Genomic DNA, 24,662 nt, shown 5'->3' with positions numbered 1-24,662 from the left:
AATTTAGCCCTCTCATTGTATTTCTGCTCCTGCCTTTTTCATCTGACGAACAATGCGGCTTAAGTACACCATTTCGTAGGTGTCCCCAGTAGGACTAAACTTTTGTGTCGACGCCAAAAGCTCTTTGGTTGATTTATGCAGAAAATACGTATTTTCCCACGACAGCCCTACATCAATAAAGGGGGTATATTCAGGAAACGTTACCGTCTCAACTATTTTGATAAGGGGAACTGAGTAATCAAAGTAGGTGCGACTTGTTTCACCTTCTACACGCCACGCTGAATCCACTGCCAGCCCAAAACCGACGTCAGACACATCGACTTTGCGCTTCCAATTAAAATTAAGCGTATCGTTTCCACCTAATGGATTGTGTTGAAGATTGCCTGTATAGAAGATGTCGTTATCTAACCCTTCTGTTTTAACAATAATACCGTGATGCATGGTGAAGATAACTTTATCAGCCGAAACCCAACGATAGCGATCGCCGTCGATATAAGCTAACGCCAACGAGGCATTATCACGGTCTCCGGCTTTAATCTGCATAAGATCGGCCTTGCTATTCGCGATCTCTTCAACGGTATAGGTTACCGTTCTGTCTTTCAGCGCTAACTTTAACGTATTGTAGTAAGCAAGTGTGGTTGTTGAACAACCAGAGATAGCAAACATAAGAAAGCCAACAATGGCCAAGGAAAAATATGATTTCATTTGAATGCGCCGACGAAAGGGAAATTTAGGAATATCCGTTTTAACTGGTTTTATAACGTTTCAGCAATAAAAAAGCCGCTAATTAAAGCGGCTTTTAACGATACGATTTATTTACTGTACTGTCGGAGCGTAAGTAAATGTCACTGGAACAGTGACTGTAGTTGTTGCTGTAGTTGTACCAGATGTAGTTACCGTTACTGTGTTAGTTGTGCCAACACATACACCGTCCACTAACGGATCAGAACCTTCACAAGTAGGAACAACTGGATTAGTTGGATCTACAGTAGGTGCATCAGCCGAGGCATTGTTTGAAATGCCAACAGCAATCCCTAAACCAATTGCTGCAGTGGCTATTGTTCCACCAGTTACAGCGCCTGCTCCGCCAGCACCTGCTCCGCCTTCACCATCTTGCGCGTTAACACCAGCCACCATTGTTGCAGCTGCAAATAATGCGATAATCGACTTTTTCATAACAGTCCTTTAATAAAAATACCCACTAATATCCTATGCTAAATCATTTTGAACCCTTTGACTAGAATATAATCAAAAAAATGACTTAGTCTGTTATGATAACAAGCCTCTTTGTGCAAAAGAAATAGTTTCTTTGTCTCCAACAACAAAATGATCTAAGACGGGTACGTCGATCATTCCCATCGCATTTTTGATCTCACTCGTTAATCGGATGTCGGCATGGCTTGGCTCTGCTATACCAGAGGGGTGATTGTGAACAAGGATCACTGCGGCGGCGTTGTCTTTCATCACTTGTTTTATTAACTCCCTTGGGTACACCGCCGCGCTATTTATCGTGCCAGTAAACATGACTCTAAATGCAATAAGCTGATGCTGACTGTTGAGCATTAGAAGCGCAAACTTTTCTTCTTCGCAGTCTCTAAGCTTGGCTTGTAAATATTGTTTCGTGTCATCTACATTATGAAATGCGTCTTGACGAGTGAGCTTAATTTCCAAGTTACGACGAAAAATCTCAAACGCAGCTTGAAATTGTGCATAGCTGCAGCGGCCGATACCCTTTAACGAGGTGAAGCGCTCCTCTGAAACGGTAACCACTTCTCTTAATGTACCAAGCTCGTTAAGCATATCGTGAGCAAGCTCTACAGCTGATTTTCCTTTTACCCCTTTGCCAAATAGCACTGCGATTAACTCTGCATCACTCAGACTTTGTGCACCAGAGGTTAGTAACTTTTCTCTTGGTCTCTCTCTAAATGGCCATGCTTTTATTGTCATTGTATTGCTCTAGTTAAGGTGTAAGCATGTTATATCGAAAACTCGACGCAGCAGCGACTGTCTAAAAGGTGGGTTTATTGTATAGCTTTATGCTGAAATTTGAGCTTACTACAACTTGACGATCTGAACTCTGGGCACTTTGAGGTTGGTTAGCGAGGTTTATAATAGATTAGCTCGCAATAGATTAACTTGGATTGGTTATGATTCTATTGGTGAAATCTAAACACCTACTTTTGTTTACCTATCCCAGATTTTAGCTTCATGATAGTTTAGTATGCGTGTACCACTCTTATTCGTTTCTATCCGTATATATATGACTATGTCTCTTGCAAATAAAAATGTACTACTTGGTGTTACTGGTGGCATTGCAGCGTATAAGACACCCGATCTCGTGCGCAAGCTAACTGCATTAGGCGCTAACGTGCGCGTTGTGCTTACCGGCTCGGCAACAGAATTTGTCAGCCCATTATCTCTTCAAGCTGTATCGGGTAATCCTGTTCACCAGCATCTGCTGGACCCGGCAGCAGAGGCTGCAATGGGACATATCGAACTGGCAAAATGGGCAGACATATTACTTATCGCCCCTGCTACAGCGAACGTGTTGGCAAAATTAGCCATCGGCATGGCAGATGACTTGTTAACTACACTGTATCTTGCCACCACGGCGAGCGTATTTATTGCACCCGCAATGAATCAACAAATGTGGAAGGCGCCGGCGACACTTGATAACCTAGCGCGATTAAAACAGTATGGTGTAAACTTTATCGGTCCAACAAGCGGCGAACAAGCCTGTGGCGATGTGGGTGCGGGAAGGATGATGGAGCCAGTAGAGATTGCCTCTATGGTAAGTCAAACAATCAACCGACGTGCAGTTGCTGAGCTTCGAGGCAAACACGTTTTAATTACTGCAGGACCGACGAGAGAGCCTTTAGACCCAGTGCGATATATATCTAATCATAGCTCTGGAAAAATGGGGTTTGCTATTGCTGAGGCTGCGGTGGACGCCGGGGCTAAAGTAACCTTGGTGGCCGGCCCTGTCTCGCTTCAAACGCCGCGGGGATGCGAGCGTATAGATGTGGTTACGGCAGACGATATGCTGGGTGTGTGCGAACAATTCGCGCTCAAGGCCGATATTTTCATCAGTACCGCTGCGGTAGCCGATTATAAAGCAGTAAGTGTGGCTGAAAATAAAATCAAAAAATCAGATAATGAGTTAACACTTACTTTTACAAAAAACCCTGATATTCTAGCTATAATTTCACGTAAAGATAACAGGCCGTTTTGCGTAGGTTTTGCGGCTGAAAGCCAAAATGTGGAGCAATATGCCCGCCTGAAGCTGACCAACAAAAAGCTTGATATGATAGCGGCCAACAACATCACAGCAGACGGCTTAGGCTTTAACAGCGACAACAACGCACTTCATGTTTTGTGGAACGGAGGCGATAAAAAGTTACCCGCCACCAGCAAAAGTGAATTAGCACATCAATTAATATCGCTGATTGCTATACGTCTTAGTGAAATTGAAAAAAACTAAAAACACGTTTATGTATCGACAACAGCTAAAGAAATTGCTGACTAATAGAAACATTATTTGAGATCACTACTACAAAAAAGTGGTGGCTTTGATAAAAAATAACAATAAAACGATATCGTTTTGGCATTAGCCAACTTAACAAGGAACCCGAGTAAAACTTACTCGGTTGCGGAGGAAGTCATTTCGTCATGCCTGCAGTCAAAAAAACAAATCGCAGAGCGCAAATTCTGCAAGCACTTGCTGGAATGCTAGAAACCAATCCAGGCCAGCGTATAACGACAGCAAAATTAGCGGAAAAAGTGGGCGTTTCTGAAGCCGCTCTTTATCGCCATTTTCCAAGCAAGGCTCGCATGTTCGAGGGTCTTATTGAGTTTATAGAAGAAACCTTGTTTACGCGCATTAACAAGATTGTAAACGAAGAAAAAGACTCGCTAACTCGCTGCCAAATGATTTTGCACCTTATTCTTGGTTTTGCAGAAAAAAACCCGGGTATAACACGTATTCTTAATGGCGATGCGTTAATGGGCGAACAAGACCGTTTACGTGCCCGTATCGCAAAACTTTTTGAGCGCTTAGAAACTCAGTTAAAGCAAGTGCTCAGAGAGCGCAAACTGAGGGAAGGTAAAACCCTTTCTGCTGATGAAGCTACTATTGCGAACATGCTGATTTGTTATACCGATGGGCGTATAAACCTGTTTATTAGAAGCGGGTTCACACGTAAACCTACCGAGCAGTTTAACGAGCAGTGGGCAGCGTTTAAGCAAATGTTTGTGTAAAGAGTTAAATCTCCCGAGACACTTGGTAATAGGTGTCTCGGATTAAAGTCACAAATGTTTTAGCCAGCTTTTTCCACTTTTTTTGAAAAAGTATCTTCCTTGAGCAAGCGTCTCGTCAGCGCCTCTACATGTTTATCGTCGACGTTTCCCCAAGCTGTGGGAATAACGTAATACTCATACAAACAATTGAGGAAACCATTTTTAACTTCGCTGTTCACTTCGTACAGGTTTAAGTTATTAAGTATATGGATAAGCTGTTCTTCTGAAGACGCTTGCGCGCACACTTCATCAATTCCATAGCATGCATTTCCTAGAGCAATTACTCGCTTCCCTAACAATAGCGACTCAATGCCTACCGTAGAATTTACAGTTACTATTACTTCAGCCCCTTCAATAAGTAACTGTGTATTGCATTGATTAGCAAACAATATACGTTCGTGCTGATGATGCAATGAGTCATGGCGCACAGACTCAGACGGATGCTCTTTTATAACGATGTGAATATTTTTATCGTTCAATTTATCGATAACATTCGCAAGGTGATAATAAAACTCACCCATACTCTTTATCCAAGGTGAATTACTTATTATTTGACTGTCTGTCTCAACTTGAAATGGAACGAATATATACTGCTCAGGTAATGCTTCTGACTCTATCCCCTTCGCTTTAGTGGCTATTGGCAACCTAGGTACTAATTCGTTAGGTAAAGACTTCTCACTGTTAAATTGCCGATAAAATTCACTATTGCGAGGGAGAGAATTTTCACAATTCACACCAAGCCAGTCGCATGTTGTTGAATTGGGCAGTAAACCATTTTCAAAGTACACCACCTCTTTTCCCAATGCTTTTGCTGCCTCTGCTATCGACGAACTAGGCTGTTTTTGACCATTCCACACCCCTACTACATCGGCATTTCTCTTATCAATTAATGCAGCACTTTTAGCAATGTCACATTTGATAAAAAATCGACTAAGTTTTTTATAAATATTCCATAAAAATGATTTCGATAGTTTAGGGTGTTTACGTGCTTTTTTCGCCAAATGAGGAATAAGCAAACGTTCGATACTCACATCATTTGCTAACTGTAAAAAAGGTATATGGCATGGCAAGAAAGGAATTGCGTTTACTTTAATGACGTGAACATCAAGCTGAGAGGCATCGGCAAAATGCTTAAAGTAACTAATATGTGAACTGCCTCGCGCTATAAGCAAGTATTTTTTTTGTCGTGTCACTAAAACCATCCCCAATGATTAATATTATTCTTTCAATTACTTGCACAGCACTTTCTCGTTATTATAAACAACAGTAAGCGTTATAACTATACCGCCCTCAGTAAAGAATAAAGAAATCATCTACCCATGATGAGAGCCGTCACTTCAACGATTATTAAGCCATAAAAAAAGCAGCATTTATATGCTGCTTTTTTAAGCTCTAATTAACCATATTTACTAGCGTGGTTACTTACTAAACGTTTCCCCAAAGAAATCACCTTCATTCCACTGAGGCTTAGCTTCTTGATTGGCTAACGTCCAACCTATTTGAGCATTCACCTTGGTAAAGGTTTCAGCTGCTTTCCAATTAAATGGCTGGTTAATGTCATCGCTAGGCTTGTGATAGTGAGTCGACAAAAACTGCCCAAACACTTTGCTGCCATCTACACTTGGATCTTTTGATTTAAGACCTGGCACCATAAACACCGCAGGAACACCTTGTTTCACAAACGCGTAATGGTCTGAGCGCGTAAACAAGGCTTGTTCAGGCCATGGATCTGGACTTAGTTCAATATCAGCATTTGCAGCCGCTTTTTCCACTGACTGTTGCAAATCACTGTGGTTTGCACCAAATGCAATAACATCTGCAAACTCATAGGTAAGAATAGGCATATCTAAGTTCACATTCGCCACCATAGACGTTACTGGTACCGTGGGGTTGCGTGCGAAATAGTCGGCGCCTAGCAGTCCTTTTTCCTCACCCGTTACCGATACAAACAAAATAGAGCGCTTAGGCTTTTCGTTCATTTCACTGAAAAGTCGAGCTGTTTCTAGCATCACAGACGTGCCAGAGGCATTATCCATCGCGCCGTTATTGATGTTGTCTTTTTTAACGGTTTTCGCAAAGCCTATGTGGTCAGAATGAGCTGAAAATACGACATACTCATCTTTTAATATTGGATCCGAGCCTTCCAACATTCCCACTACGTTAGGACTTGTGATAGTGTCATGCACACTCTTTTTACTGATATCCACGGTGCCTTGTAACGCAAAACCTTTGGGCACTTTGTCAGCCTCAAGGTCGGCATAAACGTCGTCTAAACTGCGCTCAGCGCCTTCAAATAACGTGCGAGCAGCCTCTTCACTCATGTAAGCGCCACCTTTAAGCTGAGGAAAACTGTTTGCAGGCTCACTCTCATCGTTTAGCCATGCCATGCGTGGTGTATGGATATAACTTAAACGGCTTTGGTAAGGACGCACTTTTTCATTTTTCGGTGTTGTGATGGTAATCATGCCAATGGCACCATTGTCTACGGCATACTTTTGCTTTTGATAACCCGAGGCAAAGTGTGCGCCTTCTTCTGAAGGAAAATCACTTGGCTTGCCGGCTAGCGTAACCACAATTTTTCCCTCTACATCTAACCCTTCATAATCGTTATGCGATAGTTCGTCGGCAACAATGCCATAGCCCACAAAAACCATTTCACCGCTTACCTTAGCATCAACTTCTAATAAACTAGGACTAGCAAGATATTGTTTAGGGTAGGCGAAATCTAGAGTATTGCCGTTTTTCGTTAACGTAAACAGAGGAGATTCTTGAACTAAATTTGCCTTGCGAAATGATACATCTTGAATAAACCCGTCAGTGCCAGCCGGCGTTAAACCATACTTGGCAAACTCTGTTGCAATATAAAGCGCAGCAATATCGTGCCCACGAGAGCCAGTATCACGCCCCTCTAATAAATCGTCAGCTAAAAAGAAAAGGTGAGATTTAATTCGCTGAGTATCTGGGCTAAATGCACTCTCAGTTGATGCATGAGCTTTTGAAGAATGTTCTGCCGTTGAATGATTGTGTGCACTTGTAGCAAAGGTGATTGCCGTTATTGCACTACCTAGTAGTAGTTTTTTTATCATTTTAATTCACCAAGTTTTTTATTATGCAAAATTTCTAATGCATGCTTATCACCGTAAGCAATATGTTAACTCACTTCATAGGGGCAATGCTACGCAGCACATTTTTGTTTAACACGGGTTTTCTGCCATTGCTCGCATAGAAGAGTAGTTATAAAATTCACTGGTAATGTTTAACTGATAAGAGCTGCACATGTCTAACGAAGCGTTGTTATATCGTATTCAGTTCATCAGCAATGGTGAGCGATACGAGCTATATGTAAAAACTCTAATGCAAGGAAGCCTATTTGGCTTTGTTGAAATTGGCGACTTTGTATGGGACACGCATACCAGCCTTGTACTCGATCCTAGCCATGAAAGGTTAAAATCTGAATTTGCGGAAGTCACAAAAACCTATATCCCTATGCACAATATATTACGCATTGACGCGGTAAATAAAAAAGGTTCTGCCAAAATTACTCAATTACAAAACAAATCTGATAAAGTAACTCAGTTTCCTAGACCAATTTATACACCAACCAAAGAGTAACGCGCCGGGGTTTTTCGGTTAATGTTACTGGAGAACCTTATGCATCGCTTGCTTCTCACCGCTACACTATTAATTTGCAGCTTGGGCTTATCAGCAAAAAGTTATAATGATGAGGGTCTTTATAAACTCCTCGATAACATTTGGCAGTATGAAGTGTCTGTGTCTCCATTGCTTGCCTCTCGTCAAGGCAATACAGACCTAGCGCATGTTCTGCCAGACATATCTCCTGAAGGATTGAGTCGACAGCACAAAAATTGGCTTAGATTCCAAAACGAACTGGCTCAATATGATAATAGCAACTTATCGCAAGATGCTTTTATTGCCCTATTGATGCAGCGGTATCGGCTAGCAAACTATATAGACCAATATACGTATCGCTCCTACCTTGTTCCCATTAACTCAGAATACGGTTTTCATAGCGCCATGGCGTCTTTGCCCAACCTGTCTACATTTAAGCGCGTAGCAGATTACGAGGCATATATCAGTCGCTTACAGGCGCTAAAACCCTATTTCGAGCAGCAAATTGACTATATGAAACAGGCTCTAACTGAGGGGTATACTCAACCTAGCGTCGTACTCAAAGGTTTCGAAGATTCTATTTCAACGTATTTAGTGAACGACGTGGAAGAAAGCGGTTTCTACGGGCCCTTTACTCGTTTTCCAGACTATTTTAGCGACACAGAAAAAGTTGCATTAAGAGAGCAGGGGCAGCAAGCAGTAAGCCGTTTTGTACTACCGGCTTACCAAGCGTTTTATGATTTTATGATAAACGATTATATTCCTGGCGCCCGAAATGAGATAGCAGCAGAAAAGTGGCCCGATGGCGAGAACTATTACGCTAACAGAGCTAAACATTATACCACTACAGATATGAGCCCAAAAGAAATCCACGAACTAGGTTTGTCTGAGGTAGCACGAATTCGCGCGCAAATGCAGCAGATTGTTGATGACTTGGCGTTTGATGGTTCAATAAACGAATTCATAACATTTTTGCGTGAAGACCCTCAGTTTTATGCCACCAGCGCAGAAGAGCTGCTGAAAGAGGCGTCTTTTATCGCTAAAAAAATGGATGCTAAACTACCAGAATTGTTTGAATACCTGCCCAGAACCCCCTACGGCGTAGCTCCGGTTCCGGACGCCATTGCGCCAAAGTACACCACAGGGCGCTATATTCACCCTAGCAGAGACGATCAGCCCGGCTACTACTGGGTAAACACTTATGCTCTTGATAAGCGCCCCTTGTATGCACTACCTGCACTAACTCTTCATGAAGCTGTGCCGGGGCATCATTTACAAATATCATTAGCAGCAGAGCTTGAAGATCTTCCTATGGTTCGCCGCAATACGTATATTTCGGCATTTGGTGAGGGCTGGGGATTATATTCAGAGTTTCTTGGTATTGAAGCAGGCATTTATGAAGACCCTTACGATAACTTTGGCCGTTTAAGCTATGAAATGTGGCGTGCATGCCGCTTAGTAGTGGATACAGGTATGCATACTATGGGCTGGAGTCGTCAACAAGCGGTAGACTATATGATGGAAAATACCGCACTATCTGAACACAACGTTAACACTGAGATTGACCGTTACATATCATGGCCTGCCCAGGCGCTGTCTTACAAAATAGGCGAAATAAAAATAAAAGCGCTACGTGAAAAAGCAGAAACTGAATTAGGCGAACACTTTGACGTTCGAAAATTCCACCGTGCTGTATTAGAGAATGGCTCAGTTCCACTTTTCATTTTAGAACAGCGTATTAATGCTTTTATAAAGAAACAAAAGGCCAAAAAACTATGATTGTTGCATTTGGTGTTATTGGGGTCCTTATTCTGCTTCTGATTTATTTCGTGCTTCGCGCGCAAAACTTACAGAAAGAATTAATACTTTCCCGCTCTTCCAATAAGCAGAGCAACAGCAAAGTCAATTACGCTCAGCGCAACTTGGTATTAGTAACTGATGCCTTGGAAAAAAATCTGACGCAGCGTTTGCAAAGTCTATATAAAAGCCGGCTTATTAATCAGGACCAATATGATGCATTGCTACCTTTAATGACGTTCTTTTCAACCATTGTGATGAACTGCTGCGAAAAAGGGGATTCGTTGGAAGAGTCTCTAAAGAAAGCGCTAGCCAATGAAGAAATAACACTAGAGGGTATTCAATTAACTATAAGAGAGTTACCTAGTAACCTTAGAATGTTGTGGTCAAAAAATACAGCCGATGGGTTCATAGCATTTTGCCAAGCTGTCACGTCTGTTAATAGCACTAGCGACTCCCAAGACAGTGCTCAAGCAAAAAAGGCATCCTAACGGCCCAGATTCGGCATGACCTACTCTCGGCAACACTTGATCTCGGTATCACTTAGCCTCGATATAATTTAACTAGTACGGATTAGTTGAAAGCTGCTGATACAGGCAGCTTTTTTGTTAATAGTGATTTTAAAGCCCTTATTATCGGTTTTTTACTTTTTCCTTATAGCTGTATTCATCAAGCAGTTGTTAAATCTCCCCTTATGAATGGCTGATCACTCACAATGCGTGTGAAGTAAAATTTAATGTCTTTCCTTTTTAAAATAATCAGTACGTTAGCAAACTACGAGGTAGAAAGGCGCCGGTTTATCTTGAAAAGACTTCACCTCTCACTATAATACTGTACATGTATACAGTATTTGTTGATGCTATGAATAAGTCATTATCTACGTTAGAGAATCATCCGCATATTTGGCGGGCTAGAGAGCAGAGTCAGCAGGAAGAGCGATTTTCACTGGGTTTTAAGCAGCTAGATAAAGCCCTAAACGGTGGCATTTCAACGTCGGGAGTGGTTCGCATACGCTCACTAACTGGCATTGGCGAGCTCTCTCTATTCAAACAAGTGATCTGCAAGCAACGCTCGCACAAGATGATTGTGTTTGTAAACCCGCCAGGAGATATTCAAGCCCCCTGGTTAGCAACATTTGGAATTGATGTTAAACAGGTTTTAATTGTAAAGCCTAGTACGGAAAAGGAGTCACTGTGGGCAACTGAACAGTGCTTAAAAAGTTCGGCATGCCATTGCGTTATCTTATGGAATAACGGGGTTAATACAAAAGAAGCAAGGCGTTTACAGGTAGCAGCAACACATAACGAGGCTCTTTGTTTGCTTTTTACCCGTCCTAACAAAAGCAGTATATACAACAGCGTTGCAGTGCAGACATTACCTATCTCTCTAGATTTATGCCTTAATTATCGACAGCATGCATTAGAGGTTAGCGTGCTAAAGCAACGCCACGGATGGCCAAAAGATAATATTGTCATATATAACGATTGGACCCCGAACAACCGCGAAATTAAGTGGGCAATGAAGCACAACAAAGTAAAACATCATACACTTCATTCTGTGAGTTGATGATGTTGTGGGCATATCTTTATTTTTATCAAATCACCTTGGACACGCATGAAAAAGCAGGAATGAGTGTAGACAATAGCTCGCCACACGACATGAAGAATCAAGCAACTCATGCACGAGGAAGTGAATCAGCGAATGGGCTAGACCAATCGGGCAAAACACAAACACCGCCAGTCATTATTTATTGCGAAAAAACAAACCGCATCGTTCAACGAAATAACGCAGCATTCCAGCAAGGTATAGAGATAGGCCACGGGCTTGCTCAAGCTGCAGCATTGTGTCCTCAAATAAGAATTATTCCTTTTAGTGAAGAAAACGAGCGCCTTACTCTCCTTCAGTTAGCGCACCGACTTTACCCATTCGTGTCAGATATTGTTTTAGACACTTCTAACACACTGGCCATACGACTTGATAATTTAGTGCATTACTATGGCGGACACAAAGAACTGTGGAGCACTATTAACCATGAGCTATCACTATCAAAGATGAGCTATCATTACGCTACAGCGTGGTCTATTGAAGCAGCAAAAATATTGGCTTTAAATGGCGTTGATCAATATGAGTGCGATCGTGACAATATCAAACATAGGTTATCGCAATGCTCGCTGTCATTAACTTCGTTGGATAAAAAAACAAAAGAAGCGCTGACTCGTGTGGGCATAGGCCATGTTCATAAATTACTTGCCATGCCTGTACACGAACTTGGAAGACGATTCGATAACAACACCATTTCATACCTCACTGCCCTGCGGGGAGAAACCTTTCCTCGTGTCACCCTTTTTCGGCCTGCAGAGCACTTTGAGCACTTCACGCTTCTCCCTTTTGATGTTGAAAACACGCAACATCTCACTCCTTTTATGGAAAAGCTGCTGGGCTACCTTACCCACTACTTACGTGCCAGAAATTTACAAACGTCCTCACTCTGCTTTCAAATTGATTTTCGAGAGCATCCATCAACACAGTTAGAAATAAAGTCAGCGCTACCACAAAGCACCGTCGACAGCTGGCTGTCGTTACTCACGCTGCGCATTGAAAACGAAGTGTTACCTGAGCCAGCAGTGTCGATAACCCTGCGCTGCGACAACTTCGAAACGATTGAAGGCAGTAATGGCGACTTCTTCAGCAATCGCTTTAACGAGGTAGCTCAGAAACAATTAATTGGACGTTTGAACGCAAAATTAGGGGAAGAGTGTACTTTTCAGCCAAAAGTGTCAGATACACATCAGTTTGAGACTATGTCGAATGCTGAAATTGCTTCTAGCACACCCGCATCAACATTTACTTCAGACATTGTTCCCACTTTTCTGTTCGACTCTCCCAAACCACTCACTCAATCAACAAAAGTCTGCTTTGGCCCTGTAAGACTTCACAGTGAGTGGTGGCACAAAACACCTCGAAAACGTGACTATTTTATTGCTCAAACCTTATATGGAGTGCGCATGCTGATATTTAAAGACGAAGATGATCAGTGGTGGGCTCAGGGTCTTTTCAGTTAGGGTTGTTATGAATTACAGCGAGCTTTTTTGTCAAAGTCATTATAGCTTTCTAACGGGCGCATCTTCCCCTGCCGAGTTAGTGACAACCGCTTCGTTTTTAGGTTATCAATCTATTGCTATAACCGATGAGTGCTCGGTGGCGGGAGTAGTACGCGCATTTGATGAAATAACTCATCAGCGATTACCGATAAAGCTTATTATAGGTAGCTATTTTGTATTTGATGAGTCTCTTTCTTTTGTATTGCTATGCCCAAGTAAAGAAGCATACAGCGAGTTGTGCCGAATTATTACTAATGCTCGTCGACGCTCTGAAAAAGGCGATTACAAGCTGGCAGAGTGGGATTTGCGCACTATTAAGCATTGCCATTTTATATGGCTGCCGTCCGGTAAAAAGGAGTACGACGACCATTGGGCAAGTTGGCTAGCAAAGCAGTCGACCATTCAGGTTCATATTGGTGCGCAGCGATTACTCGATGGATTAGATCACCATAGGTTTGAAAACTTTAACTATCTCCACGCAACCTACGGTTATCCATTAATAGCCTGTACCGGCGTACTTATGCATCATAGTGACTACTTACCACTTCAGCATGTATTGCACGCCACACGAACACATAAGCCTGTAGATGAAATAGGGCGCGCCGCGCTGAGTAATGCAGAAAGAAGCTTGCGAACCACGCAGAAAATTAAAAAGCTGTACCCAGAAAAGTGGATCTATAATGCCAGCACCCTAGCCTCACAATGTCATTTTTCACTGAGCGAATTACGCTACCAATATCCAGCAGAATTGGTGCCTTCGGGCTACACACCAGCCTCATATTTACGGGCGTGTGTTGAGCGTGGCATTAAGCTGCGCTTTCCTGAGGGCTTACAGCCTGAGATAAGACAAATTATAGAAAAAGAGCTCGTACTCATTAAAGAGCAGGAGTACGAATACTTCTTTCTCACTATTTACGATATTGTGCAGTTTGCTAAACAACAGGGCATTTTATATCAAGGCCGAGGCTCAGCTGCTAATTCTGTCGTGTGTTACTGCCTTGAAATAACCGCTGTCGATCCTCGCCAAATTAATGTTCTTTTTGAACGATTCATCTCAAAAGAGCGCAACGAACCTCCCGATATCGATGTAGATTTTGAACATCAACGGCGCGAAGAAATCATTCAGTACATTTTCAAAAAGTACGGCAGAGAGCGTACTGCTATTGCGGCTACTGTTATTTGCTACCGTTTTAAGTCGGCCTTCAAAGACGTGGGCAAAGCACTGGGATTCAGTGAATCTCAACTCGACTTCGTCATAAAGCAAATTAATCGACGGGATAAGGTTATTCCTTGGAAGTCTCAGTTAGCCGACCTTGGTTTAGACCCCAGTAATAAACGAGTGAGTCTTCTTATTGATTTAACAGAGCAGTTGCTAGGTACACCACGGCACCTTTCACAACACGTTGGAGGCTTTGTAATAAGCGCTGGCCCACTTTACGAGCTGGTACCTGTTGAGAATGCAGCAATGCCAGAACGCACTATTATTCAGTGGGATAAAGACGATATAGAAACCCTTGGTTTACTTAAAGTGGATGTACTTGCCCTTGGCATGCTGAGTGCCATACGCCGAACATTTGAACTTATTAATAAGCAATTTCCAGTAGATGTGAGCATTCCTTTTATTACTAAGCTAGGCGATGACAAACAAGTCTTTGACATGATTTGCCAAGCCGATACGGTAGGCGTTTTTCAAATAGAGTCACGGGCTCAAATGTCGATGTTGCCTCGACTTAAGCCCCGAAAGTACTATGACCTCGTAGTGCAAATCGCCATTGTAAGGCCCGGTCCAATTCAAGGCGATATGGTGCATCCCTACCTTATTCGACGTCATGGTAACGAAACAGTGACCTACCCCTCCAAGGAGGTTGAAAACGTATTATCTCGTACAATGGGTGTACCCATTTTTCAAGAGCAGGTGATTCAGCTTGCTATGGTGGCTGCAGGGTTTAGCGGCGGCGAAGCTGATCAGCTGCGAAGGGCAATGGCCAGTTGGAAAAAAGACGGTCGTATTTTTGAATTTAGGGATAAATTAATTAAGGGAATGACGGATAAAGGCTATGACAGTACTTTTGCGCACAATCTTTTTGAACAGATTAAAGGTTTTGCGGGTTATGGTTTTCCAGAATCTCATTCCGCATCCTTTGCGGTATTAGCTTATGTATCTTGCTGGCTAAAGTTTTATTTTCCAGTAGAGTTTTACGTTGCGTTACTCAACAGTTGGCCCATGGGTTTTTATACGCCCTCACAATTAGTTCAAGATGCCAAACGACATAACATTGAAGTATTAGCGCCCTGTGTTAATAACTCCAATGTAGAACATATGATGGTTATGGATGGCAAACAAAAGCTGCTGCGCTTAGGATTAACACTCATCAAAGGGCTTAGTAATGAAAGTGCCAAGATCATTGTTAGTCAGCGCCCTAAAAATGGCTTTAGTAACGTAAATCAGGTCAGGCAATTAAAGTTACGTAGTAACGAACTAGAGGCGCTCGCAAGTGCAGATGCTTTTAAATTAATTTCTGGCAATCGGTATGAAACTCGATGGCAGTTAATGGACAGTCAAGCCAGCCTTCCTCTTTTTGAAGACATTTCATCAAACTATAATGCTGACAATAGAAGTGTAAAAGACTGTGAGCCACTACACTCTCTACCTTCCAAATCTTCTCAACCTTCTCAGCCTTCCAAACTCTTGTGCAATGCTCCTTCAGCAGCCCAAAACTTGCTTGAAGATTATGCAGCCACTGGGCTATCTGTTGATAATCACCCTGTCTCATTGCTGAAACAGCATAAAAATCTCAAGAATATTAGCTGGGCACACACCCTTACTCATAAACCAAACCGATCAATGGTGAGCATACTTGGTGCTGTAACTGGTAGACAAGCGCCTGGTACAGCATCTGGCGTTACTTTCCTCACCTTGGAGGATGATACGGGTAATGTGAATGTTGTTGTGTGGCAAGCTACTGCTAGAGCTCAACAAAAAGTATTTTTGAAAGCCAAACTGCTTCAAGTTAACGGTATTGTTGAACATTCTAAAGAAGGAGTTGTACACGTTATTGCAGGCAAACTGATTGATAGAACCCCTTGGCTAGAATCGATTATTATTCCATCTCGCGATTTTCATTGAGATAATTTATGTTATCTTCATACAGGCTAGCGTAACGTAAATGCATTTTCGTTTTGGAGTATAAAGTGAAGCATTGGGCAGTAGCGTGTACTTTTGCAGTGTTTGGTATTTTGGTTAGTGCTAATGCCATAGCTGAACGTTTTATTGTGGGCGCGCAAAATTTATCTTATTTCCCCCATTACGACTTTGAGTCAGATGTTGATAAAGGCGTTGGGTGGGCAATACTTGAAGCATTTTCAGATGTGTCAGGTCACGAGTTTATCTATGTAGACTTACCTATAAGGCGACTTCAGATGGAGTTAATGAAAGGTAATGTGGATTTCGTCTACCCTGACAACGATAGATGGTACAACAGTATTACAAAAACCAAAGATAAAAGTTTTTCCATTCCGCTTACTCAAGCGGTAACTGGCACTATTGTAAAGAAAAAAAAAGCTGGAAAAGGCATTACGTCAATAAAGCACCTTGCCATACCACTTGGTTTTACCCCAGTAAATTGGCAAGAGAGAGTTAATAGTGGCGACACCTTACTCACCACGGTAAAAGATGTACCTCAGGGGTTCGCCTTACTTCAGCAAGACAAAGTTGATGCTCTAGATTTAGAGTATCATGTGGCTTTATATTCCACTGCAACACTCTCGCAATACGATGACGTCACTCTAGACCTCACCCTGCCTCACAATGAAGTCTCATTTTCTATTTCCACCTTAGAACATCAGGATATCATTAACGAGCTTAACGAGTTTATTACGTCAAATCCTGCACTTATAAAAGAAATAAGATCCAAGTATGCAATATCGTCCCTTTCTGAACTTTTTGATTCTCTGATGAATGAGCAGCAATTAACCCTTAATGAAGTATGGACAAAGAGCGTGCATAGCGCGGAAGAAGGTTATAAATGACTTACACTTTTCTGCTTTGTAACAACTTCTCTCCGCTGCGTAAATCTCTCTGCTGAGGCCTTTCATTTTTATCCTAAAAAAATTTAAACTACTGATTTTAATCACTTATTTTAATTGGTCACGTTTTTGCTAAGACTCCTTATCATTAAGGAGTACACATGAACCGTTTTACACTTTTATTCTACATTTTGCTTTTCCCATCATTACTATTTACCACCAACTCATTGTCGGCCAAACAAACTGTAAGTGCTGATTACATGCACGGATTTGATGGTATTGATGGGTTGAGGTTTGCCTACCGTCCATTTACACGAGATATTACTACCCAGTGGTTTGGTGATATAAAGCTCTATTGGGAAGCTAGCGCTGTTGTGTGGGAATACGGTGAAAGTAATACCAGAAGCACAAGCTATGCGGTTTCTGTAACCCCTGTTTTTATGAAGCAGATTACGACCATTGCCAATCGTTACCCTCTTTACATTGAAGCAGGCATTGGCGCTAGCTATATCGGCGATCAAGAAGTAGCGGGTAAAGACATTGGCTCTAACTATCAGTTTGAAGACCGACTCGGTGTATTCGTTGAGTTAGATGAAAGCCAACACGTGGCCGTAAGATACATGCACTTTTCAAATGGTGGATTTAACAGCGACAACCCAGGACTAGACTTTCTCAACCTATCCTACGCTTATCATTTTTAAACCAAAATAACGTGTGCTTAGCCCTATGGTCTTGATCTTCGCGCTAAGCACATTTCATCATACCGTATAGTAAACTCTCTTACCAATCAATTTATCCTCACTACTATGCCCGCTGTGCCCGCTGTGCCCGCTGTGCCCGCTGTGCCCGCTGTGCCCGCTGTGCCCGCTGTGCCCGCTGTGCCCGCTGTGCCCGCTGTGCCCGCTGTGCCCGCTGTGCAGCATTTTCAAAAACTGTTTCCTTTTAACAATCACAAACTTAGAAAATATTGATGATTTAACTCAATTAATAATAAAAACAGCAGGTTAGGTTTTTGGCATAAGTCGTGAATAACATAATGTAAAGAATTGGACAGTTAAAAGTGAATACGTTAAACACAAATAAGATTTATAGAGAAACTGGTAATTTGTATCTTTTAGTTTAGCTCATAAATAGGCAACTCTATAAATCAAGACATTATCGACATAGAGGGATTTATATTATGAAAATTGCCACGCTTAATGTACTAATAGGAACTGTACTTTCAACATCAGCTTTGTCAGGTCACCACGAAACTAGGATCGAGAAAAGCTTTAGCGCACTCGATATAGACGGCAGCGGATTTATCACTAAAGCCGAAGCTATAGGTACAGTAAACCCCAAACTACTTACGAAGATAGACACTGATGGCGATAGCAAAGTGAGTCATACAGAGTTTAATAACTTTGTTAATGAGAAACTTAGCATGTTTAGCGACGATATTATTACATCAGCAAATACGCAAACTGCAACACAATCTTTAATGTCTGAACGAAAAAAGATGTCAGCATTAGACGATGGTGAAATGATCTCAGAGAAGAATAAAGAGCTTCGTACTGAGATGTCAGCTACAGCAGACAGCAGATTCACAGATCTCGATATAAACAGTAACGGCACACTCACTATGAAGGAACTAGAAGCTAGCAAAGTCGAAGGTAATATTTCAGATATGGATATCGATGGTGATGAAGAGATCACTAGAATGGAATACCGTGAATACTTCGAGAAAATAGAAACTGAATAAGCAATAAATGGGGTCAGATCCGCATTACTTGACCGTTGTTTCAGTTTAAATACTATAAACATCAGCAATATGGAGTTCTGACCCTGAGGGATCCCCACGAATTCCATTTTTTATTGCACCATGCGCAGCGCTTTCCGCCATAGTGATGTACCACTGAAGCGCTGTCTTCCAATGACGTATAGTAAATTTTACCCTACAGACAAACGCTCTCATCCCTAGATAATGGAATGACAGTACGCGTTCAGCGCATGTGTTAGCCTGGAAGCGTCGATGTTTTTTGGCGACGATAAGTGCCATACCAAGGAATATTGCTACAAGCGATGCAAGTGTTGTCAGTAGAATTAATATCACCAGACGCCGCTTTATAACGCTTTTATTCTGTTTATAGCCCAAGCCGAACTGGGTGCTTTTCATGTCTCTAAATCCCTCCTCAATTTGCATGCGCTGCCGATCAATGTGGATCTGACCCCATTTATTTTTGAGTTCGATAGCCAGACTTAAACACTAAAAATAACGATAAATTGGGTTCTGAACCTGTTTTATGTTCGTTAGATTGGATGTAATGATTGTAATTGGGGGGATAAATGCGGATCTGACCCCCATTATTTTTTGGGGCAGAAAGCAAAAAACCCGCCGGTAGGCGGGTTTTTCTTAATGGGACCTGGCAGTGTCCTACTCTCACATGGGGAGACCCCACACTACCATCGGCGCTAATACGTTTCACTTCTGAGTTCGAAATGGAGTCAGGTGGTGCCGTACCGCTATGGCTGCCAGGAATAAACTGGTTTAACAAATCGGAAATCTGATATTCAATCAATCAAGGAGTAATCACTTCTCACTCTACTTGCTTTATTCTTTATAAGCTTGTCGCTTTACAACACACCAGCCTAAAGCTTCTTGGGTGTTGTATGGTTAAGCCTCTCGGGCAATTAGTACAGGTTAGCTTAACGCCTTACAACGCTTCCACACCCTGCCTATCAACGTCATCGTCTATAACAACCCTTCCAGACCTTTAAGGTCAGGGATGACTCATCTTTGGGCCGGCTTCCCGCTTAGATGCTTTCAGCGGTTATCCGTTCCGAACGTAGCTACCGGGCAATGCCATTGGCATGACAACCCGAACACCAGCGGTTCGTCCACTCCGGTCCTCTCGTACTAGGAGCAGCTCCCATCAATCATCCAACGCCCACACCAGATAGGGACCGAACTGTCTCACGACGTTCTAAACCCAGCTCGCGTACCACTTTAAATGGCGAACAGCCATACCCTTGGGACCGACTTCAGCCCCAGGATGTGATGAGCCGACATCGAGGTGCCAAACACCGCCGTCGATATGAACTCTTGGGCGGTATCAGCCTGTTATCCCCGGAGTACCTTTTATCCGTTGAGCGATGGCCCTTCCATACAGAACCACCGGATCACTATGACCTACTTTCGTACCTGCTCGACGTGTCTGTCTCGCAGTTAAGCTAGCTTATGCCATTGCACTAACCTCACGATGTCCGACCGTGATTAGCTAACCTTCGTGCTCCTCCGTTACTATTTGGGAGGAGACCGCCCCAGTCAAACTACCCACCAGACACTGTCCACAATCCCGATAAGGGACCAATGTTAGAACATCAAACATACAAGGGTGGTATTTCAAGGACGGCTCCACACATACTAGCGTACGTGATTCATAGCCTCCCACCTATCCTACACATGTAGGTTCAATGTTCAGTGCCAAGCTGTAGTAAAGGTTCACGGGGTCTTTCCGTCTAGGTGCGGGTACACAGCATCTTCACTGCGATTTCAATTTCACTGAGTCTCGGGTGGAGACAGCGTGGCCATGGTTACACCATTCGTGCAGGTCGGAACTTACCCGACAAGGAATTTCGCTACCTTAGGACCGTTATAGTTACGGCCGCCGTTTACCGGGGCTTCGATCAAGAGCTTCGCTTACGCTAACCCCATCAATTAACCTTCCGGCACCGGGCAGGTGTCACACCCTATACGTCCTCTTACGAGTTTGCAGAGTGCTGTGTTTTTAATAAACAGTCCCAGCCACCTGGTCACTGCGGCCCTCGTCCGCTCAAGGAGCAAGTCCTATCACAGATAAGGGCGTACCTTCTCCCGAAGTTACGGTACAATTTTGCCGAGTTCCTTCACCCGAGTTCTCTCAAGCGCCTTAGTATTCTCTACCTGACCACCTGTGTCGGTTTGGGGTACGGTTCATATAATCATACGTTTAGAAGCTTTTCCTGGAAGCAGGGCATCAACAACTTCACTCCCTTGGGAGCTCGTCTCGCGTCTCAGCTTTAAGAATCCGGATTTACCTAAATTCTCGGCCTACTCGCTTTCACTTGGACAACCAACGCCAAGCTTGCCTAGCCTTCTCCGTCCCTCCATCACTGATTATATAAGTACGGAAATATTAATCCGTTTCCCATCGACTACGCATTTCTGCCTCGCCTTAGGGGCCGACTTACCCTGCCCTGATTAGCATGGGACAGGAAACCTTGGTCTTCCGGCGTGGGAGTTTTTCACTCCCATTATCGTTACTCATGTCAGCATTCGCACTTGTGATATGTCCAGCAAGCTTTACAACTCACCTTCATCCACTTACACAACGCTCCCCTACCCAGAGGACATCCTTAACCCCACTCCACTGTGATAAACGCTTTACCAGCAGGCCGCTTCGCGACGTTGCTGTTAGCTTTCATCATAAATGAAGTTAAGTGATGTCCTCTGCCGCAGCTTCGGTATATTGCTTAGCCCCGTTACATCTTCCGCGCAGGCCGACTCGACTAGTGAGCTATTACGCTTTCTTTAAAGGGTGGCTGCTTCTAAGCCAACCTCCTAGCTGTCTGTGCCTTCCCACATCGTTTCCCACTTAGCAATATTTTGGGACCTTAGCTGGCGGTCTGGGTTGTTTCCCTCTCCACGACGGACGTTAGCACCCGCCGTGTGTCTCCCGGATAGTTCTCATTGGTATTCGGAGTTTGCAAAGGGTTGGTAAGTCGGGATGACCCCCTAGCCTTAACAGTGCTCTACCCCCAATGGAATTCGTCCGAGGCTCTACCTAAATAGATTTCGGGGAGAACCAGCTATCTCCCGGTTTGATTGGCCTTTCACCCCCAGCCACAAGTCATCCGCTAACTTTTCAACGTTAGTCGGTTCGGTCCTCCAGTTGATGTTACTCAACCTTCAACCTGCCCATGGCTAGATCACCGGGTTTCGGGTCTATACCTAGCAACTCAACGCGCAGTTAACACTCGCTTTCGCTACGGCTCCGCTATTCGCTTAACCTTGCTACTAAATATAAGTCGCTGACCCATTATACAAAAGGTACGCAGTCACCCCGAAGGGCTCCCACTGCTTGTACGTATACGGTTTCAGGTTCTATTTCACTCCCCTCACAGGGGTTCTTTTCGCCTTTCCCTCACGGTACTGGTTCACTATCGGTCAGTTAGGAGTATTTAGCCTTGGAGGATGGTCCCCCCATATTCAGTCAAGATAACACGTGTCCCGACCTACTCGATTTCACTGTAAAGCACGCTTCGTGTACGGGGCTATCACCCGGTATCGCTCCTCTTCCCAAAGGATTCCACTACACACTAAACAGCTTAAGGGCTGCTCCCCGTTCGCTCGCCGCTACTAGGGGAATCTCAATTGATTTCTTTTCCTAAGGGTACTTAGATGTTTCAGTTCCCCTCGTTCGCCTCGTTACACTATGTATTCATGTAACGATACCTGTAAACAGGTGGGTTTCCCCATTCGGACATCTGTGGCTCAAATGCATTTTGTCGGCTCACCACAGCTTTTCGCAGACTTACACGTCCTTCATCGCCTCTAACTGCCAAGGCATCCACCGTATACGCTTAGTCACTTAACCATACAACCCTAAAAAGCCTTGAGTATCGGCCTCGTCTCCGCCTTTTGAATTCGGACACGGGTAATGTTGTATGCATGACAAGCTAATCGGAAGAATTGCCTTGCTATCTTCTTTGTCAACCGAACGCGTCGATTGACCCGCCTTGCGGCGTTGTCGATAACAAGCAATTCAAGTCAAGTAGAGTAAAAAGTGCGTCTTTCGACTTCTCAATTACTCTTCTGATTGATTACTATTAATATCAGCTTTCCAAATTGTTAAAGAACATTAGTGCATTATAAAAAAACACTAATCAATAATACGATTATTGATTAGCATTCTATTTAAAAACAACTACCACTTTAGCGAGCAGAATGGCTGTCAGGAAGGTTTCCTTCCGTTTAAGCAGCTATTCGCGACACTCGCGAAGCGAGTCTTTATAAATAAACAAAACAATCTGTGTAGGCACTGCATCAAGGGCGTCATCGACGTAATGGTAAGGAGGTGATCCAACCCCAGGTTCCCCTAGGGTTACCTTGTTACGACTTCACCCCAGTCATGAAACACAAAGTGGTAATCGTTCTCCCGAAGGTTAAACTAACTACTTCTTTTGCATCCCACTCCCATGGTGTGACGGGCGGTGTGTACAAGGCCCGGGAACGTATTCACCGCAATATTCTGACTTGCGATTACTAGCGATTCCGACTTCATGGAGTCGAGTTGCAGACTCCAATCCGGACTACGACATTCTTTAAGGGGTCCGCTCCACATCACTGTCTCGCTTCCCTCTGTAAATGCCATTGTAGCACGTGTGTAGCCCTACACGTAAGGGCCATGATGACTTGACGTCGTCCCCACCTTCCTCCGGTTTGTCACCGGCAGTCTCCTTAGAGTGCCCAACCTAATGCTGGCAACTAAGGACAAGGGTTGCGCTCGTTGCGGGACTTAACCCAACATCTCACGACACGAGCTGACGACAGCCATGCAGCACCTGTGTCAGAGTTCCCGAAGGCACCAATCTATCTCTAGAAAGTTCTCTGCATGTCAAGTGTAGGTAAGGTTCTTCGCGTTGCATCGAATTAAACCACATGCTCCACCGCTTGTGCGGGCCCCCGTCAATTCATTTGAGTTTTAACCTTGCGGCCGTACTCCCCAGGCGGTCTACTTATCGCGTTAGCTTCGCTACGCACGCCTTAAAGGCACACACAGCTAGTAGACAGCGTTTACGGTGTGGACTACCAGGGTATCTAATCCTGTTCGCTACCCACACTTTCGCACATGAGCGTCAGTCTTTGGCCAGGGAGTCGCCTTCGCCACTGATGTTCCTCCAGATATCTACGCATTTCACCGCTACACCTGGAATTCCACTCCCCTCTCCAAGACTCTAGTCTGCCAGTTCTAAATGACCATCCCAAGTTGAGCTCGGGGCTTTCACATCTAGCTTAACAAACCGCCTGCGTGCGCTTTACGCCCAGTAATTCCGATTAACGCTCGCACCCTCCGTATTACCGCGGCTGCTGGCACGGAGTTAGCCGGTGCTTCTTCTGTTGTTAACGTCACGGTGAGCAGGTATTAACTACTCACTTTTCCTCACAACTGAAAGTGCTTTACAACCCGAAGGCCTTCTTCACACACGCGGCATGGCTGCATCAGGGTTTCCCCCATTGTGCAATATTCCCCACTGCTGCCTCCCGTAGGAGTCTGGACCGTGTCTCAGTTCCAGTGTGGCTGATCTTCCTCTCAGAACAGCTAGAGATCGTCGCCTTGGTGAGCCTTTACCCCACCAACTAGCTAATCTCACTTGGGCCTCTCTTTGCGCCGGAGCCTAAGCCCCGTTTGGTACACAAGTGCACATTATGCGGTATTAGCAGTCGTTTCCAACTGTTATCCCCCTCGCAAAGGCAAGTTCCCAAGCATTACTCACCCGTCCGCCACTCGTCAGCGATGTGCAAGCACATCCTGTTACCGTTCGACTTGCATGTGTTAGGCCTGCCGCCAGCGTTCAATCTGAGCCATGATCAAACTCTTCAATTAAATATATCGAATTATGAATCGTCGTATAGACACTCTTAACGAGTGCCCACACAGATTGTCTTGTCTACATTGTTAAAGAACGTGGTTGCTACTGCAACCTCACCGTAAGCCGCTGCTTTTTGGTGACTCACCCTGTTTGAGTGAGGTGCGCATTATACGCTGGAAGTTTTTGCTGTCAACACTTTTT

Annotated in this window: 17 protein-coding genes and 3 rRNA genes; 11 read left to right on the top strand and 9 right to left on the bottom strand. The window is 43.7% G+C overall.

Going from position 1 to position 24,662, the window contains the following annotated elements:
* Nucleotides 1-12 precede the first annotated feature (12 nt).
* From ACOJR9_RS00340 to radC, 3 genes are all read right to left on the bottom strand, one after another.
* Nucleotides 13-705, bottom strand: coding sequence for a YjbF family lipoprotein (locus ACOJR9_RS00340; RefSeq protein ID WP_420934468.1), 693 nt, complete (start codon nucleotides 703-705; stop codon nucleotides 13-15).
* Nucleotides 706-816: 111 nt separating this feature from the next.
* The gene (locus ACOJR9_RS00335; protein WP_420934467.1) at nucleotides 817-1,176 is read right to left on the bottom strand and encodes a hypothetical protein; all 360 of its coding nucleotides are present in this window, start codon (nucleotides 1,174-1,176) and stop codon (nucleotides 817-819) included.
* Between the two features lie 93 nt (nucleotides 1,177-1,269).
* Nucleotides 1,270-1,947 (bottom strand): RadC family protein, encoded by a 678-nt coding sequence (gene radC / locus ACOJR9_RS00330; RefSeq protein WP_420934466.1) that lies wholly within the window; start codon nucleotides 1,945-1,947, stop codon nucleotides 1,270-1,272.
* Between the two features lie 319 nt (nucleotides 1,948-2,266).
* Here radC and coaBC point away from each other — a divergent pair, with 319 nt between their 5' ends.
* Both coaBC and slmA read left to right on the top strand, forming a co-directional pair.
* Nucleotides 2,267-3,481, top strand: coding sequence for a bifunctional phosphopantothenoylcysteine decarboxylase/phosphopantothenate--cysteine ligase CoaBC (coaBC, locus tag ACOJR9_RS00325; protein ID WP_420936007.1), 1,215 nt, complete (start codon nucleotides 2,267-2,269; stop codon nucleotides 3,479-3,481).
* A gap of 188 nt (nucleotides 3,482-3,669) precedes the next feature.
* On the top strand, nucleotides 3,670-4,257 hold the full coding sequence (gene slmA / locus ACOJR9_RS00320; protein WP_420934465.1) for a nucleoid occlusion factor SlmA: 588 nt from the start codon (nucleotides 3,670-3,672) through the stop codon (nucleotides 4,255-4,257).
* Nucleotides 4,258-4,316: 59 nt separating this feature from the next.
* Here the strand turns inward: slmA and ACOJR9_RS00315 are convergent, their stop codons facing one another.
* Nucleotides 4,317-5,489 carry a hypothetical protein gene (locus tag ACOJR9_RS00315; RefSeq protein ID WP_420934464.1) on the bottom strand — a complete coding sequence of 391 codons (1,173 nt, stop codon included), beginning with the start codon at nucleotides 5,487-5,489 and terminating at the stop codon, nucleotides 4,317-4,319.
* Between the two features lie 225 nt (nucleotides 5,490-5,714).
* Nucleotides 5,715-7,382, bottom strand: a complete 1,668-nt coding sequence (locus tag ACOJR9_RS00310) for a M28 family metallopeptidase (RefSeq protein ID WP_420934463.1) — start codon at nucleotides 7,380-7,382, stop codon at nucleotides 5,715-5,717.
* A gap of 190 nt (nucleotides 7,383-7,572) precedes the next feature.
* On the opposite strand from ACOJR9_RS00310, the gene ACOJR9_RS00305 reads away from it, so the two are divergent.
* From ACOJR9_RS00305 to ACOJR9_RS00265, 9 genes are all read left to right on the top strand, one after another.
* Nucleotides 7,573-7,908: a DUF1820 family protein gene (locus ACOJR9_RS00305; protein WP_420934462.1), complete on the top strand. Its 336-nt coding sequence runs from the start codon at nucleotides 7,573-7,575 to the stop codon at nucleotides 7,906-7,908.
* 39 nt (nucleotides 7,909-7,947) lie between these two features.
* Entirely contained in the window at nucleotides 7,948-9,705 is a 1,758-nt protein-coding gene (locus ACOJR9_RS00300) for a DUF885 domain-containing protein (protein WP_420934461.1), read from the top strand.
* Entirely contained in the window at nucleotides 9,702-10,214 is a 513-nt protein-coding gene (locus tag ACOJR9_RS00295) for a hypothetical protein (protein WP_420934460.1), read from the top strand. Before ACOJR9_RS00300 ends, ACOJR9_RS00295 begins: the two co-directional genes overlap by 4 nt.
* A 370-nt stretch (nucleotides 10,215-10,584) precedes the next feature.
* A complete protein-coding gene (gene imuA, locus ACOJR9_RS00290; RefSeq protein ID WP_420934459.1) occupies nucleotides 10,585-11,289 on the top strand; it encodes a translesion DNA synthesis-associated protein ImuA in 705 nt (234 codons plus the stop codon).
* Nucleotides 11,290-11,351: 62 nt separating this feature from the next.
* Complete coding sequence (locus ACOJR9_RS00285; protein WP_420934458.1) at nucleotides 11,352-12,785, top strand: Y-family DNA polymerase; 1,434 nt, start codon at nucleotides 11,352-11,354, stop codon at nucleotides 12,783-12,785.
* 7 nt (nucleotides 12,786-12,792) lie between these two features.
* Complete coding sequence (locus tag ACOJR9_RS00280) at nucleotides 12,793-15,951, top strand: error-prone DNA polymerase (protein WP_420934457.1); 3,159 nt, start codon at nucleotides 12,793-12,795, stop codon at nucleotides 15,949-15,951.
* A gap of 65 nt (nucleotides 15,952-16,016) precedes the next feature.
* The gene (locus ACOJR9_RS00275) at nucleotides 16,017-16,853 is read left to right on the top strand and encodes a hypothetical protein (protein ID WP_420934456.1); all 837 of its coding nucleotides are present in this window, start codon (nucleotides 16,017-16,019) and stop codon (nucleotides 16,851-16,853) included.
* A 158-nt stretch (nucleotides 16,854-17,011) separates the two neighbouring features.
* On the top strand, nucleotides 17,012-17,551 hold the full coding sequence (locus ACOJR9_RS00270; RefSeq protein WP_420934455.1) for an acyloxyacyl hydrolase: 540 nt from the start codon (nucleotides 17,012-17,014) through the stop codon (nucleotides 17,549-17,551).
* A 479-nt stretch (nucleotides 17,552-18,030) separates the two neighbouring features.
* On the top strand, nucleotides 18,031-18,591 hold the full coding sequence (locus tag ACOJR9_RS00265) for a hypothetical protein (RefSeq protein WP_420934454.1): 561 nt from the start codon (nucleotides 18,031-18,033) through the stop codon (nucleotides 18,589-18,591).
* Nucleotides 18,592-18,636: 45 nt separating this feature from the next.
* On the opposite strand, the gene ACOJR9_RS00260 is transcribed toward ACOJR9_RS00265, so the two are convergent.
* The 4 genes from ACOJR9_RS00260 to ACOJR9_RS00245 all read right to left on the bottom strand — a co-directional run bounded on the left by ACOJR9_RS00260 (nucleotide 18,637) and on the right by ACOJR9_RS00245 (nucleotide 24,475).
* Nucleotides 18,637-19,005: a hypothetical protein gene (locus ACOJR9_RS00260; RefSeq protein WP_420934453.1), complete on the bottom strand. Its 369-nt coding sequence runs from the start codon at nucleotides 19,003-19,005 to the stop codon at nucleotides 18,637-18,639.
* A gap of 245 nt (nucleotides 19,006-19,250) precedes the next feature.
* A 5S ribosomal RNA gene (gene rrf, locus ACOJR9_RS00255) occupies nucleotides 19,251-19,366 on the bottom strand.
* Nucleotides 19,367-19,499: 133 nt separating this feature from the next.
* Nucleotides 19,500-22,465: ribosomal RNA gene (locus ACOJR9_RS00250) — 23S ribosomal RNA — on the bottom strand.
* Nucleotides 22,466-22,938: 473 nt separating this feature from the next.
* Nucleotides 22,939-24,475: ribosomal RNA gene (locus ACOJR9_RS00245) — 16S ribosomal RNA — on the bottom strand.
* The 16S, 23S and 5S rRNA genes sit together here, the layout of an rRNA operon.
* Nucleotides 24,476-24,662 lie beyond the last annotated feature (187 nt).

The organism is Alteromonas ulvae (assembly GCF_048987005.1).
Taxonomy (GTDB): domain Bacteria; phylum Pseudomonadota; class Gammaproteobacteria; order Enterobacterales; family Alteromonadaceae; genus Alteromonas.
The sequence above is the reverse complement of the archived record's forward strand: the minus strand, read 5'-3'. Positions and strand labels throughout refer to the sequence as shown.

Coding starts and splice junctions, on each gene's coding strand:
- coaBC (WP_420936007.1), top strand. CDS start 2,267: ATGTCTCTTGCAAATAAAAATGTACTACTTGGTGTTACTGGTGGCATT.
- ACOJR9_RS00310 (WP_420934463.1), bottom strand. CDS start 7,382: ATGATAAAAAAACTACTACTAGGTAGTGCAATAACGGCAATCACCTTT.
- radC (WP_420934466.1), bottom strand. CDS start 1,947: ATGACAATAAAAGCATGGCCATTTAGAGAGAGACCAAGAGAAAAGTTA.
- ACOJR9_RS00285 (WP_420934458.1), top strand. CDS start 11,352: ATGAGTGTAGACAATAGCTCGCCACACGACATGAAGAATCAAGCAACT.
- ACOJR9_RS00280 (WP_420934457.1), top strand. CDS start 12,793: ATGAATTACAGCGAGCTTTTTTGTCAAAGTCATTATAGCTTTCTAACG.
- ACOJR9_RS00260 (WP_420934453.1), bottom strand. CDS start 19,005: ATGAAAAGCACCCAGTTCGGCTTGGGCTATAAACAGAATAAAAGCGTT.
- ACOJR9_RS00305 (WP_420934462.1), top strand. CDS start 7,573: ATGTCTAACGAAGCGTTGTTATATCGTATTCAGTTCATCAGCAATGGT.
- ACOJR9_RS00340 (WP_420934468.1), bottom strand. CDS start 705: ATGAAATCATATTTTTCCTTGGCCATTGTTGGCTTTCTTATGTTTGCT.
- ACOJR9_RS00295 (WP_420934460.1), top strand. CDS start 9,702: ATGATTGTTGCATTTGGTGTTATTGGGGTCCTTATTCTGCTTCTGATT.
- ACOJR9_RS00300 (WP_420934461.1), top strand. CDS start 7,948: ATGCATCGCTTGCTTCTCACCGCTACACTATTAATTTGCAGCTTGGGC.
- ACOJR9_RS00270 (WP_420934455.1), top strand. CDS start 17,012: ATGAACCGTTTTACACTTTTATTCTACATTTTGCTTTTCCCATCATTA.
- ACOJR9_RS00335 (WP_420934467.1), bottom strand. CDS start 1,176: ATGAAAAAGTCGATTATCGCATTATTTGCAGCTGCAACAATGGTGGCT.
- slmA (WP_420934465.1), top strand. CDS start 3,670: ATGCCTGCAGTCAAAAAAACAAATCGCAGAGCGCAAATTCTGCAAGCA.
- ACOJR9_RS00265 (WP_420934454.1), top strand. CDS start 18,031: ATGAAAATTGCCACGCTTAATGTACTAATAGGAACTGTACTTTCAACA.
- imuA (WP_420934459.1), top strand. CDS start 10,585: ATGAATAAGTCATTATCTACGTTAGAGAATCATCCGCATATTTGGCGG.